The organism is Bacillus sp. FSL K6-0972 (genome assembly GCF_037976035.1).
GTDB classification, from domain to species: Bacteria; Bacillota; Bacilli; order Bacillales; family Bacillaceae; genus Bacillus; species Bacillus haynesii.
Window position 1 is genome coordinate 3,627,238 of record NZ_CP150260.1, and the last position, 12,911, is coordinate 3,640,148.

Annotated in this window: 12 protein-coding genes; 1 reads left to right on the top strand and 11 read right to left on the bottom strand. The window is 49.4% G+C overall.

The features are described from left to right. Positions 1-44: 44 nt before the first annotated feature. The 10 genes from MKX80_RS18535 to MKX80_RS18580 form a co-directional block, all read right to left on the bottom strand. Positions 45-194 carry a hypothetical protein gene (locus MKX80_RS18535; RefSeq protein ID WP_165569694.1) on the bottom strand — a complete coding sequence of 50 codons (150 nt, stop codon included), beginning with the start codon at positions 192-194 and terminating at the stop codon, positions 45-47. Next, positions 191-2,626 (bottom strand): heavy metal translocating P-type ATPase, encoded by a 2,436-nt coding sequence (locus MKX80_RS18540; RefSeq protein WP_268293616.1) that lies wholly within the window; start codon positions 2,624-2,626, stop codon positions 191-193. Before MKX80_RS18540 ends, MKX80_RS18535 begins: the two co-directional genes overlap by 4 nt. 36 nt (positions 2,627-2,662) lie before the next feature. Continuing rightward, a complete protein-coding gene (gene copZ / locus MKX80_RS18545) occupies positions 2,663-2,872 on the bottom strand; it encodes a copper chaperone CopZ (RefSeq protein WP_003185250.1) in 210 nt (69 codons plus the stop codon). Between the two features lie 93 nt (positions 2,873-2,965). Next, positions 2,966-3,271: a copper-sensing transcriptional repressor CsoR gene (gene csoR, locus MKX80_RS18550; protein WP_020452956.1), complete on the bottom strand. Its 306-nt coding sequence runs from the start codon at positions 3,269-3,271 to the stop codon at positions 2,966-2,968. A gap of 123 nt (positions 3,272-3,394) precedes the next feature. Further along, positions 3,395-3,946 carry a DJ-1/PfpI family protein gene (locus MKX80_RS18555; RefSeq protein ID WP_216929695.1) on the bottom strand — a complete coding sequence of 184 codons (552 nt, stop codon included), beginning with the start codon at positions 3,944-3,946 and terminating at the stop codon, positions 3,395-3,397. 85 nt (positions 3,947-4,031) lie between these two features. Next, on the bottom strand, positions 4,032-4,793 hold the full coding sequence (locus MKX80_RS18560; RefSeq protein WP_234112286.1) for a DeoR/GlpR family DNA-binding transcription regulator: 762 nt from the start codon (positions 4,791-4,793) through the stop codon (positions 4,032-4,034). Positions 4,794-4,872: 79 nt separating this feature from the next. Next, positions 4,873-6,354, bottom strand: a complete 1,482-nt coding sequence (locus MKX80_RS18565; RefSeq protein WP_268310663.1) for a rhamnulokinase family protein — start codon at positions 6,352-6,354, stop codon at positions 4,873-4,875. Beyond that, the gene (gene rhaI / locus MKX80_RS18570; protein WP_268342691.1) at positions 6,351-7,571 is read right to left on the bottom strand and encodes an L-rhamnose isomerase; all 1,221 of its coding nucleotides are present in this window, start codon (positions 7,569-7,571) and stop codon (positions 6,351-6,353) included. The genes MKX80_RS18565 and rhaI overlap by 4 nt, the downstream gene beginning before the upstream one ends. Next, a complete protein-coding gene (locus MKX80_RS18575) occupies positions 7,564-7,953 on the bottom strand; it encodes a sensory rhodopsin transducer (RefSeq protein ID WP_182070050.1) in 390 nt (129 codons plus the stop codon). Before MKX80_RS18575 ends, rhaI begins: the two co-directional genes overlap by 8 nt. A 54-nt stretch (positions 7,954-8,007) precedes the next feature. Then, positions 8,008-10,077, bottom strand: a complete 2,070-nt coding sequence (locus MKX80_RS18580) for a bifunctional aldolase/short-chain dehydrogenase (protein ID WP_268323745.1) — start codon at positions 10,075-10,077, stop codon at positions 8,008-8,010. A 360-nt stretch (positions 10,078-10,437) separates the two neighbouring features. On the opposite strand from MKX80_RS18580, the gene MKX80_RS18585 reads away from it, so the two are divergent. Next, positions 10,438-11,637: an MFS transporter gene (locus tag MKX80_RS18585; protein WP_154996272.1), complete on the top strand. Its 1,200-nt coding sequence runs from the start codon at positions 10,438-10,440 to the stop codon at positions 11,635-11,637. Positions 11,638-11,655: 18 nt separating this feature from the next. On the opposite strand, the gene MKX80_RS18590 is transcribed toward MKX80_RS18585, so the two are convergent. Then, positions 11,656-12,882 (bottom strand): MFS transporter, encoded by a 1,227-nt coding sequence (locus tag MKX80_RS18590; protein ID WP_154996270.1) that lies wholly within the window; start codon positions 12,880-12,882, stop codon positions 11,656-11,658. Between the last annotated feature and the right edge of the window lie 29 nt (positions 12,883-12,911).

Below are 12,911 nucleotides of genomic sequence, written 5' to 3' on the forward strand. Positions count from 1 at the left end.
AAAAAGCCGGATGTTCTTTAACATCCGGCTTTCTCTTCAGCAAATCATTTGCTATGCTCTTCTAAAACATGACCGTCATGAGGCTTTTCATCGGGTATCGGTTCCTGACCCGCCAATAAACTGTAAACGAGCATGACAATTCCTACATAAACAACCGCTGAAACCGTCCAAACGAGCACTGTCTTATCCTTCAAGACGGATTCCTCCAATCAAGCTTCACCTTTTGCAGCCTGAGTGCATTCAGAACAACTGAGACTGAACTGAACGCCATCGCGGCACCTGCGATCCACGGGGCCAAAAGCCCGACGGCCGCGAACGGAATGCCGATACTGTTGTAGGCAAACGCCCAGAAAAGGTTTTGTTTAATGTTTTTGATGGTCAGTCTGCTCATGAGGATCGCATCAGCGATGCTGTTTAAATCGCCGCGGATCAAGGTGACGTCAGCGGCTTCCATGGCGACATCAGTCCCCGTTCCGATCGCCATTCCGGTATCGGCCGCTGCCAGTGCCGGCGCATCGTTGATGCCGTCGCCGACCATCGCGACTTTTTTGCCTTCTGCCTGAATTTTCTTCACTTCATCCGCTTTTCCTTCAGGCAGAACTTCGGCGATAACGTGCTGAATGCCGGCTTCTGCAGCAATCGCTTCTGCCGTCCGCCGGTTGTCCCCGGTGATCATGACGACTTCCAGCCCCATATCATGCAGCCTTTTCACAGCTCTCTTCGACGTGTCTTTAATCGTATCGGCGACGGCGATCAGCCCGGCAAACCGACCGTCGATGGCGGCAAGCATCGCCGTCTTTCCTTGCGTTTCGAGAGCTTCCATTTCGCTGTGCGCCTCTCGAATGTCAATATCACGGCTTTCCATCAGCCGTCTTGTACCGATCAAAATCCGTTTTTCGTTGACTGCAGCTTCGATACCATAGCCGGGTACCGCTTCAAAACTGTCTGCTGAGGCCGGCTCTATCCCTTTCCTTTTGATGCCTTCGACAATGGCTTCAGCAAGCGGATGTTCAGAGCTTTTTTCTGCAGCACCGATAAGCTTGAGAAACGATGTTTCATCGATCCATGGTTCAGGGCGCACATCTGTCAGCTGAGGCTTTCCATTTGTAACCGTCCCCGTCTTGTCTAGCACAATCGTCTCCAAGCGGTGAGCCGTCTCCAAATGTTCGCCGCCTTTGAATAAGATTCCGAATTCAGCCGCACGGCCCGATCCTGCCATGATCGATGTCGGCGTTGCCAAACCGAGCGCGCACGGACATGCGATCACAAGCACCGCAATCAGCTTTTCCAGCGCCGTGCCGAACTCGCCGGGGCTAACCGCCAAATACCAGACGAAAAATGTGATGACCGCGATCGCCACGACAATCGGCACAAAAACCCCGGAAATCCGGTCTGCAAGCCGCTGAATCGGCGCTTTTGAACCTTGCGCCTCTTCCACGACTTTTATAATCTGCGCCAGCGCAGTATCTTTGCCTACTTTTTCTGCTCTTACTTTTAAAAATCCATTTTTGTTGATTGTAGCACCGATAACCGGATCTCCAACCGTCTTGTCAACAGGAATGCTTTCACCGGTGATCATCGATTCATCCAGCGCAGAACGCCCTTCGACAATCTCTCCGTCTGACGGTACTTTTTCACCTGGCTTCACGTACATGATGTCGCCTGCCAAAACGTCTTCAATCGGCACGGTCATCTCTTCGCCGTTCCTGACGATGGTCGCAGTCTTCGCCTGCAGCCCCATCAGCTTTTTGATTGCTTCGGATGAACGCCCTTTCGCTTTCGCTTCAAACAGCTTTCCTAAAATGATCAAAGTTAAGAGGATGGCGCTTGTTTCATAATAAAGGCCGCCCGGATCCCGGTTCGTACCAAGGCTTTCAACGCTTAAATACAAGCTGTAGAAATAGGCGGCAGACGTGCCGAGAGCGACCAGCACATCCATGTTGGCACTTTTGTTCCGCAGCGCTTTATAAGCCCCTGTGTAAAACTGCTTCCCGACGATAAATTGAACCGGTGTCGCCAAAGCGAACTGAACCCAGGGATCCATGAACATCGCCGGCAGCCATATAAATGACGTGAATTTGAAATGGCTGACCATTGCCCAGAGCAGCGGAAACGACAAAATGGCTGAAAAAATAAATTTGCCGGTTTGACGCTGAATGCCTTTTTCTCTTTGTTCCGCCCGACCGTCCGCAGTTCGGTCTTTTTTCAGTTCGAGCTTGTAGCCGAGCTTTTCAACGGCTTCGATCATCTCCTCCGGCGAAACCGCACCGGCATGATAGTCGACTGCCGCAGTCTCAATGGCGAAGTTGACGGCGGCGTTTTTGACGCCCGGCAGCTTGTTGAGGCGCTTTTCAACCCGGTTGGCACAAGCCGCACATGTCATGCCGGAAACCGCAAATTCGGTTTTTTCCGCAGGAACTTGATAGCCGAGCGATTCGACTTTCTCAGCCAGCTGTCCGACTTCGATTTGCCCCGGATCATAAACGATTTTTGATTTTTCCAGCGCCAAGTTCACATTTGCGTCCTGAACGCCGTCAAGCCTTTTCAACCCTTTCTCGATCCGCGCCGCACAGGCGGCACAGGTCATGCCAGAGATTTGGAGGGTGGCTTCTTTTTGTCCGTCCATATCCTTCACTCCTTATATACCCCTTATAGGTATACATTAGCCTGCGACATCATACCCCTGATCTTCGATCGTATCGATGATTTCCTTCAGCGATACTTTGCCTGAATCAAACGAAACTTCGACCTTGCCCTCGTTTAAATTCACTTTAACAGACTCTACTCCGCCAAGCTTTCCGACGTTTCCTTCTACTGCCTGAACACAGTGGTTGCAAGACATGCCTTCGACTTTCAGTGTTTTTTGTTCCATATTGAAAACCTCCTATGGTTTGATGATATCGATCGGTTTTATATTACCATACCCCTGTAGGGTATTTCAAGAAAACGATTTTCTCTTTTTCGTTCATGATTTTGAAAACCGCTTAAACACATCAAGCAGTTCCTCAATGGCCTCTTCGCCTTCACCGCTTTTAATCGCGTTGGCAACGCAATGGTGGGTATGATCTTCAAGCAGGCTGAAAGCCACCTTTTGCATTGCGGCTTGCACAGCTGAGATTTGAACGAGAATATCGACGCAGTAGCGGTCATTTTCAATCATATTTTGAATGCCTCTGACCTGCCCTTCAATCCTCTTTAAGCGGTTTGTGATTTGTTCTTTTCCTTTAGAGCTTTTGGGGTTTAACGTGTGTTCATGATGATCTGCTGACATCGGAACACCTCTCTTTCTATTATATTTTGTCCAACATACCCGTTTGTACCATTATAAAATGCGAAGCGGGACATGTCTAAAAAAAGAGACAACCCCGAACTGCTGCGGGGTCATCCCTGCTTATTATTTGTTTAACGCTTTAAAAAATTCTCTCATAAACTCCGGCAGATTGGACCAGTCATGACCTGAGACCAGGTTGGCGTCCACATGAAGCTTCTCCTCAACATAAGTCGCGCCCGCTGCTTCGACTTCCGGTTTGCAGGCGATGTAAGCCGTCAGCTTCCGACCTTTCAGATGTTCTCTCAGGCTTGTGAAAATCAGGCTCGCATGACAAATCGCGCCGACCGGTTTATTTTCCTCAAAGAAATGAGCAACGATTTTCAGCAGGGAATCGTACATTCGGATAAATTCCGGTGCGCGTCCGCCCGGAATGATGATGCCGTCGTATTCGGACGGATCAATCTCATCAAATGAAGCATGCGCGTCAATTAAATAGCCCGGCTTCTCGGTGTATGTATCCCAATCCAGGAAGTCATGAACAACCGTATGAATCTTTTTCTTTTTCGGTGCGGCAATCGTCGTTTCATAGCCCTCTTCAAGACAGCGGTAATAAGGATAATACACTTCCAGCGCTTCAACTGCGTCGCCCGTTACGATCAAAATCTTTTTCGCCATCAAAAACATCTCCTTTCCTTTTTTACTCTTCTATTTTATCCCATTTGCGCCTGATTTTAAAATCAAGTGCTTGAAAAGCTTGATTTCAGCCGACGATCGTGATGTTCTCTGTTATGTCTTTCAAGAGGCCAAGGTTTTCTTTGTCAATCCCTGAATCTGTGATGACCCTGTATCCGTCATGAAGGCGGTCAATTTGCGAGAAAGCACGGGTTCCGAATTTGCTGCTGTCCGCCATCAAAATTGTTTCGTCCGCAATCTCGATCATTCGTTTTTTCAACAGCGCCTGCATTTCGTTTGAATCGCTCAAGCCGCTCGCAGGGTTGACGCCTTTGCAAGACAGAAATGTTTTGTTGACGTGATACATGTCAAGGGAGCGCTCAGCCAAAGGGCCGACATATGACATCGATTGCGGCAGCAGCATCCCGCCGGTTGAAATGACCGTAACCTTTTCTTTTTTGCTGAGTTCAATCGCTACTCTGACTGAATTGGTGATGACGGTCAGCGGGATATTTTCAAGCGCTTTTGCCATGTACCACGCCGTCGTGCTGGCATCAAGAATAATCCGTTCCCCGCTTTTCACGTGCTTGACGGCTTCAAATGCAATCATCTTTTTTTCGTTTACGTTTGTAATTTCGCGCTCGCGAAAATGCACCTCTGCTTCTTCAGTCTGCACGCTGACTGCGCCGCCATGGCTTCTTTTCAGCTTATTTTCCTTCTCAAGCTTTTCCAAATCGCGCCTGATCGTTTCTTCCGTGACGGAAAAAAGCTCGCTCAGTTCTGTGACGCGTACGCTCGACCGCAGATTGACAAGCTCGACGATTTTTTGGTGTCTTTCAGCTACAAGCATCCGTTTACTTCCTTCCTTTTTTGGTAAAAGTCACTGTTACTTTCATGATAGCGCATCAGCGCCGATACAGGAAATGTTTTCAGCGGGAAGCGGCGCCGATAACCTGACTTGTAAAGCGGCGGTATGCCGCCTCCCAAGCTTCTGTATCTTCCGGTACATACGTTTTTTGAGGAAAGGAAGCCTTGATTGATTTCCGGGCGCTCTGAATATCCCAAAACATATCGAGCGCGATGGCCTGTACGGCAATGTTGCCGATGGCGCTTGCCTCTGCCGGTCCGGCCCATACATTTCTGGCCAGTACATTCGCCGTGTATTGGCACAGCAGTTCATTTCGAATCCCTCCGCCCGCCATGTGAAGTCCGTCATATTCTTTTCCTGTCAATGTTTCAATCCGTTCAAGCGTGAACCGGTATTTAAATGCAAGGCTTTCAAGCACGCAGCGGATGATCTGTCCGGGCGTTTCCGGCACGTGCTGCCCTGTTGCACGGCAGTACTCCCTGATCGCCTCAGGCATATGCACGGGATTGAGAAACACCGGGTCATCCGGGTCAACAGCCGACCTGAATGCTTCTGACTGTCCGGCAAGTTTGACAAGCTCGGCGCTCGAATAGGTGCTCCCGTCTTTTTCCCAATCCGCCTGGCAGCGCTGGAACAGCCACAATCCCATAATGTTTTTTAAAAAACGGAATGTGCCGCCGGCACCGCCCTCATTTGTAAAATTCCAATCGAGCGCCTGTTTTGTCATCAGCGGAGTGTCAAGTTCGGTTCCGATCAGCGACCAGGTGCCGCATATCAAATATGCAAAGTCATCCGTTTCAGCGGGAACGCCGACGACTGCAGAAGCCGTGTCATGTTCGCCGACGGCAATGACCGGTACGGCAGACACCGACAATTCGCTGCACACTGATTGTGACAGCCTCCCCGCTTCGCTTCCGGGTTTTGCTATATCCTTTGGAAAAATCGAGGCCGGGAGCCTCAGAAGGCTGATGAGCTCCCAATCCCAGTCAGACGTTTTCGGGTTGAACAACTGAGTTGTCGTCGCATTTGTAAATTCGCTTTTTTTCTCGCCCGTTAAAAAATAGCGCAGCAAATCAGGAATCATTAAAAGTGTTTCCGCGTGTTCCAACAGCGGTGAATTCGCTTTTTTCAGCGCCCGGAGCTGAAAGATGGTGTTGAACGGCAAAAGCTGAATACCGGTTCTGGAAAACAGCTCTTCTTTTCCGATTTCATTCAACACCTCCCTCATCATTCCGTCCGTGTAAGGGTCGCGGTAATGATAAGGGTTCCCTATCAGCTCTCCGTTCCGATCGAGAAAACCGACATCTACCGCCCATGAATCAATTCCGATGCAGCTGATTCGTCCGCAGCCGTTTTTCGCCTTTAAAATGCCCTGTTTGATTTCATGATACAGCCTGAGAATGTCCCAATAAAGGTGTTTTCCTGCCTGAACGGGCTGATTTGGAAAACGGTGAATTTCCTCAGCTTTGATCAGACCGCCGTCTACATGACCTGCATAAGCTCTGCCGCTCGACGCACCAAGATCAAAAGCGAGAATTGTCACCAGCTTGCACCGCCTTTGCCCCGTGCCAGTATTTTTTCCGCATACCCGCTTTCCTCATAAGCCTTGAGCGGATCAAGCGGAACGTTCATTTCCTCCCGCACGGCGTAAAGGAGCGGTTTGACATCGATTTCAAATGCTTCGCGGATCGCAGCTTCTGCGGCAAGCACGTCATGATCTTCCTGCGCTTTCTTCACTTCATCGAAGTTGATCAAAAGCGCTTTTGCAAATTGAGTCTGCACATTCATGACCGAGCACAGCACAGCCGGGATTTTCGGTTCAAGATTATGGCATTGATCAAGCATATACGAAATATGTTCGGCCGTCTTCCGGACGTTCGGGTCAGAATCACGGCAGGCGTCCAAAATTTGAGAAAAAATGAGAAACAGTTCGTACGGGTTGTGCGCGCCAACGATCAAATCGTCATCAGCGTATTTGCGGCTGTTGAAATGAAAGCCTCCGAGACGTTTTTCGTCAAGCAAGTAAGCGACAATGTGCTCGATGTTCGTCCCCTGGGCATGGTGGCCGGTGTCGACGAGCACCTCAGCCTTCGGCCCGAGCTTTTGCGCCAAATTGTAAGCCATCCCCCAATCCGCCAAGTCTGTATGATAAAAAGCCGGTTCAAAAAACTTGTATTCAATTAAGAGCCGCATATCATCGTCAAGAGCTTCGTATACTTCGGCCAGACACTCATACATCCAGTTTTTCCGTTTTCTGATGTCGCCCTGACCGGGATAGTTGGTTCCGTCGGCAAGCCAGAGGCTGATTTCCTTAGAGCCTGTTTGTTTTGCAATACCGACGCATTCGAGCAATTGCTCAGTCGCTTTTTGGCGAATGTCCGCTTTAACGTTTGTGACGCTTCCGAATTTGTAGTCATCGTCCTGGAACAAGTTCGGATTCACGGCGCCGATGGCAAGGCCAAGCTGCTCGGCGTGCGCTTTCAGCTTTCCGTAATCATCAACTTGATCCCACGGAATATGGATGGCGACGGAAGGACATGTTCCGGTTAATTTGTGAACGACTGATGCATCTTCCATTTTTTCAAACGGATCCCTTGGTACGCCCTCTTGCTGAAACACTTTGAAGCGCGTGCCCGAGTCCCCGTATCCCCATGAAGGCGTCTCGATTTTAAGCGCTTTCAATTTTTCCTTTGCTTCAGAAAGGCTGATTCCCCTGTCTTTCTGTTGTTCTTCAAATAAAGCGTAGGCCCGGTCATTCATCATGTACGCCCATCCCCCTTGTTTTTAACGGATATGCCATGGTTGACATTAACGCAAGTTCCGGCTGGGTTGTGTCCAGCCGGCTGTACTGGACGATCACAGGTACATCGCTTGCGATCTCGATCGCATAAGGAATATTTTCAGGAATGCGTTCTCCTGATCTGTGTAAAGAACTTGTGCGAATATGCTTCGTTCTCCTGCCATGAACCGTCTCGGAAATGCCTTCGAGCGGCGGACGGTCTTCGAAGTATACTGTGATCGCAAGGTTTGCGTCTTCTTCATGGCAATTTAAAACACAAATGGCTTCATGGCTCGTTAAGCTTCCGGAACTTTCCGGAGGAATAAAACCGTCCGGTATGATCCAATGGGTCTCGCCCTTCATCTCCCTTTTCCCCCTTTGTTTTCTGAAAGGGCGGCCGAAGCCGCTCCTTTCCTATTATCTTGAAAATGCGGCCGGCACTCCCCCGTCCACCGTCAGCATGCATCCCGTCGTTTTTGCCGTTTTTTCTGAAGCAAAATAAGCGATCGCCTCGGCAATGTCAGCGGGATAAATGTTGACGGAAAGAGCCGTACGTTTGCGGTAATGATCTTCAAGCAGGTCAGGTTCAATCCCATAGGCGGCAGCTCTTTCTTCGCGCCACTTGGAGTCCCAGATGGCCGACCCTTGAAGCACCGCATCCGGAAGAACTGAGTTCGCACGGATTCCGTACGGTCCGCCTTCGGCGGCGATGCATCTCGCCAAATGAACCTCAAGCGCTTTTGCAGAGCTGTATGCCGAAGCGTTTTTGCCTGCATAAACGGAATTTTTCGAGCCGACAAACACCATGTTGCCGCCTGAACCCTGTTTTTTCATTTGCTTAAAAGCTTCTCTGGCGACGAGGAAATATCCTGTTCCGAGTACATTCATATTCAGATTCCATTCTTCGAGAGTCGTTTCATCAAGCGGGCTGGATGTCGCAAGTCCCGCATTGTTGACAAGGATGTCAATCCCGCCGTATTTGAGGGCCATTTCCTCGAAGGCCGCCTGAACGTCCTCTTCTTTCGTCACATCCATGCGGACGGCGAAAGCTCGTTCTGTACCATATTGTTCATTAATCTCTGCGGCTGTTTTTTCTGCACCTTCCATATTAATATCAGCAACCACAACATGCGCACCTTCTGAAGCAAGGCGGCGGCAGGTCTCGCTGCCAATTCCGCCCGCTCCCCCCGTTACAAATGCGATCTTGCGGGAAAACTCGGCTTCCGGCGGAGCAAGCGTTAATTTATAAAGCTCAAGCGGCCAATATTCAACATTGTAGGATTCTTCCTCATTGAGAGATACAAAGTTTCCAAGGACTTCCGTTCCCTTCATGACGGCAATCGCCCGACGGTATAAATCTCGGCTGACCTTCGCCATCGCCAGGCTTTTTCCTGCTGCCACCATGCCGATTCCCGGGATCAGTATCACGCGCGGTGCCGGTTCAAACATCTCGTCTCCTTCATGCCGGTTTCGTTGAAAATAGGCTGCATACGACTCTTTAAATCCAGTAATCTCGGTTTTGATAAGTTCGACTAACTCTTCTGTGTCCTGTTCAGCGGGATTCCACGGAATATAGGCAGGCACCCGCTTTGTATGAACGAGGTGATCCGGACAAGCGGCACCGACCTGTGAAAGCGACGGAGCGCGCCTGCTGTTCGCGAATTCGAGCACATCATCTGCATCGCACCAGGTGAGCAGCATGCGTTTTTCTCCGCTGACAGCGCCGCGGATAACCGGCAAGATATCGGCTAAAATCCGTTTTCGCTTCTCCTGTGCAAACGACTCGACCATCTGTCCGCCAAACGGCTGATGATCTTCCGAACGGCTTTTAATGTATGCTTCCGCTTCGCGAATCACGGCAATCGTCTGATCATAGCTTTCTTTCGCCGTTTCCCCCCATGTGACGAGCCCGTGCTTCTCCATTAAAACAAGCTCTGCATTCGGGTTGTTTTTTACACCTTCTGCTATCATCTTCGATAAAGTGAAGCCAGGTCTGACATAAGGCACCCATACAAATCGGCTGCCGAATATCTCCTCTGCGATCTCTTTTCCATTATCAGCGCAGCAGATGCTGATGATCGCATCGGGGTGGGTGTGATCGACATGCGGAAACGGCAAAAAAGCATGAAGAAGCGTTTCGATCGACGGCCGCGGGTGCTTTCCATCCATCATGCAATGGGACAAATATGCCGTCATTTCTTCATCGGTCATGCTGTTCCGTTCCATCAGCGGACGAATATCATCCAGCCTCAACCCGGTAAATTGGCCCGCTGACATCGTCGCCAAGTCCGAGCCGCTGCCTTTCACCCACATCACCTCGATGTCCCTGCCTCTGAAATCCTTTTCTGTCGTTTTCATCGATGTGTTTCCCCCGCCCCAGTTGCAGACCGAGCGGTCAGAGCCGATCAGGTTGGAACGGTAGACGAGTTCGTCAAGACCGGGACGCAGCGATGCAGCCTCAGCCTCTGACCATAAATATTTCACCATGCGTATCACTCCGTTTTTGTTTGTTTATTTTTGAATATGTTTGTTTTAAGAGTAACATATTTTGATTTTCTTTGTAAGCGCTTTTTTCAAAAACCATTTAGGATAGAAGCTGTTCAATCGGACGATAAATAAAAACCGCCAACAGCTGGCGGCCGTCGGGGTCAAGAATGTGGGAATGTTTAACCTTTGATTTTGAAAATAAAATGTCAGATTTTAAGAAAGCGCTGGCATCATGATGATGGCGCTTTTTGTGCCGCCGACATACCGTTTGGGGAACATATTGATTCGCAAAAAACGGTTGAAATTCGTCTTTTGATCTTTTAATATATAAACTCATGTTTTTTAAAAGGAGGGGTCAGGATGAAAAAAACACTGCACGCACCAGTCAAACTGATCATCGCAATTTTTATGATTTGCACATTTTCCATCGGCTTTACAGAGTACGTCGTTATGGGTATATTGACTTCCATTTCAAAGGATCTCTCTGTTCCGATTTCGTCTACCGGCTTATTGGTAACGGCATACGCGGGAAGCGTCTGTTTGACGGGGCCGATCGTCACCATATTGTCGGTAAAAATGCCGCGCAAACCGGTCTTGCTCGGCTTGATGAGTGTGTTTGTACTGTCGAATGCGCTCAGTTTCCTGGCACCGAACTTCACCGTTTTGTTGATCTCAAGAATCCTATCCGCATCCATTCATGGTGCATTTTTTGCAACGACGATGGTGTTCGTCAGCGAAATGGTGCCGCCCGAAAAACGGGCCGCCGCTGCCGCTTCAATGAACGGCGGCTTGACCATCGCCCTGATGCTCGGCGTTCCGTTCGGTTCTTATTTAGGCGACCTTTTCAACTGGCGGATCGTTTTTCTGATGATCGCCTCCCTCGGATTGATCGGCCTCGCCGGCATTTGGCTGACGGTACCGCACAGAAAACCGAAAGTTGTCCCTAAATTGATCCATGAATGGGATGTGTTTAAAAATAAACAAGTTCTTTTTTCTTTTGCTATTACGATTTTTGGCTATTCAGGCGTATTCATCGCCTACACGTTTATTGAACCGATGCTGCGGCATTCTGCCGGTTTCGGCAGCCTCGGCATTACAGCCGCCCTTTTCGCCTATGGATTTGGCGGGGTCGTCGGCAATTTCTACGCCGGAAAGGTTCCGTTTCACCTGTTAACCCGCTCCATGATCGGCGTGATGGTCGCGCTCATGGCGATTCTTGCGGCCTTCCCTTTTGTCAGCGGACATCCTGCCGGCGCCATCATCGTGACATTTTTATTCGGAGCTGGCGCGTTCGGAACAGTACCTCTTTTGCAAACAAAAGTCGTGGCTGCGTCTGAACACGGAACAACGATCGCCACCTCTGTCAGCATCGCTGCATTTAACTTGGCCAACGCGCTAGGGGCATGGATCGGCGGACTCATTCTTAATGCGTCAGAGTCCTACACATACCTTGCCACAGGCGGTGCACTTATGACCATGTGCGGACTGACGCTAACGATGTTCGCCTATGTGTCTGAGAAAAGACAAGTGAAAGAAGAAATGTGGAGAACGGACCTGTAATCAAAAAGCTGCCCGGTTTTAAGACCTGGCAGCTTTTTTGTTTGGTTCTTGCAGCGTCTTTGTGTGAGCTGCTTTTCGCATGACCGCGATCATCAAAAGGGCGGCCGCGGCATAGACGATACCGAAGCAGCCGAAAACGAAAACAGAAGATGACATTCCCAATAACACGCCTGATATAACGGGACCGCAGGCCATTCCCGTATACCTGATAAAATTAAACATGCCCATCGCACTGCCGCGATTCTCCTCAAATTCATTCGCCATCATCGTAGAGAACAGCGGCGGAATCAGCCCCATCGTGACGCCGAAAAGAACGAGGGCCGCCGACATGGCGACAAGCGAAAACGAATGGGTAATGCCAAAACAGACGACGCTGCCTGCAGCGGTCAGATTACCGATCAAAAACAGGCGTCTGAGCGATAATCTCTTTTGTATCCACTTAAACAGCACGCTGCCGGCAATCGTGCTGACCGCTATCGGCAAATACAGCAAGCCGACGATCTGCAGATCAAGGTGATAATGATCGGTCAGCAAAATCGGCAAATACACGATAATTGAAAAATAAATAAAGAAAATAAGGTAGCTTAATACCAAAACGGCATTTCCCGTCCCGTTTTTAAATATGTCCTTATAATGCGACAACAGGCTGCCCATGCTGAGATTGGTCTTTTTCTCCGCATGACTCTGCGGAAAGCAAAACGCATTTCCGAAAAGCAAAAGAACAGACATTACCGTTAAAAACCAAAAAATACCCGGATAATTATAACGTTCCCCGATAAAACCGCCGAGAATAGGCGCCGCTGCCGGTGCAAGGGAAAGCAGCATTTGATAAGTCCCCATCGCACTGCCCCGCTTCGTTCCCTGGAACAGAGATCCGATTGTGGTTGCCGCGATTAATGGAAGCGCAGCCGTCCCCAAAGCCTGCAGCACCCTGAAAAAAAGAAACAGGCCAAAGTCCCGGGCGGCTGCGCAGCCAATTGTGGCGATGACCGTTACGATCATGCTCGCCAACATCACAAATCTCGCCCCTTTAAAATCAACAATTGAGCCGACAATGATCTGCATCACAGCTGTAATGAAGATGAACAGCGAGACGGACAGGTTTACCATCGAAACGGAAACGTGAAACGAGTCTCTGATTAACGGAATGATGGGTGAATAAATGTTTTGATTCAATGATGCGAAAAAGGCACTGATACACACAAAATACATAATGAAAGAAGCATTTAATTTCATTGGTCTCATGTCAAACCGCCTGCCTTATTTTTGTTTAT

Bases quoted from the DNA above. Each gene is read 5' to 3' on its own strand.
- MKX80_RS18540 (WP_268293616.1), bottom strand. From the start codon at position 2,626: ATGGACGGACAAAAAGAAGCCACCCTCCAAATCTCTGGCATGACCTGT.
- copZ (WP_003185250.1), bottom strand. From the start codon at position 2,872: ATGGAACAAAAAACACTGAAAGTCGAAGGCATGTCTTGCAACCACTGT.
- csoR (WP_020452956.1), bottom strand. From the start codon at position 3,271: ATGTCAGCAGATCATCATGAACACACGTTAAACCCCAAAAGCTCTAAA.
- MKX80_RS18555 (WP_216929695.1), bottom strand. From the start codon at position 3,946: ATGGCGAAAAAGATTTTGATCGTAACGGGCGACGCAGTTGAAGCGCTG.
- MKX80_RS18560 (WP_234112286.1), bottom strand. From the start codon at position 4,793: ATGCTTGTAGCTGAAAGACACCAAAAAATCGTCGAGCTTGTCAATCTG.
- rhaI (WP_268342691.1), bottom strand. From the start codon at position 7,571: ATGAATGACCGGGCCTACGCTTTATTTGAAGAACAACAGAAAGACAGG.
- MKX80_RS18575 (WP_182070050.1), bottom strand. From the start codon at position 7,953: ATGAAGGGCGAGACCCATTGGATCATACCGGACGGTTTTATTCCTCCG.
- MKX80_RS18580 (WP_268323745.1), bottom strand. From the start codon at position 10,077: ATGGTGAAATATTTATGGTCAGAGGCTGAGGCTGCATCGCTGCGTCCC.
- MKX80_RS18585 (WP_154996272.1), top strand. From the start codon at position 10,438: ATGAAAAAAACACTGCACGCACCAGTCAAACTGATCATCGCAATTTTT.
- MKX80_RS18590 (WP_154996270.1), bottom strand. From the start codon at position 12,882: ATGAGACCAATGAAATTAAATGCTTCTTTCATTATGTATTTTGTGTGT.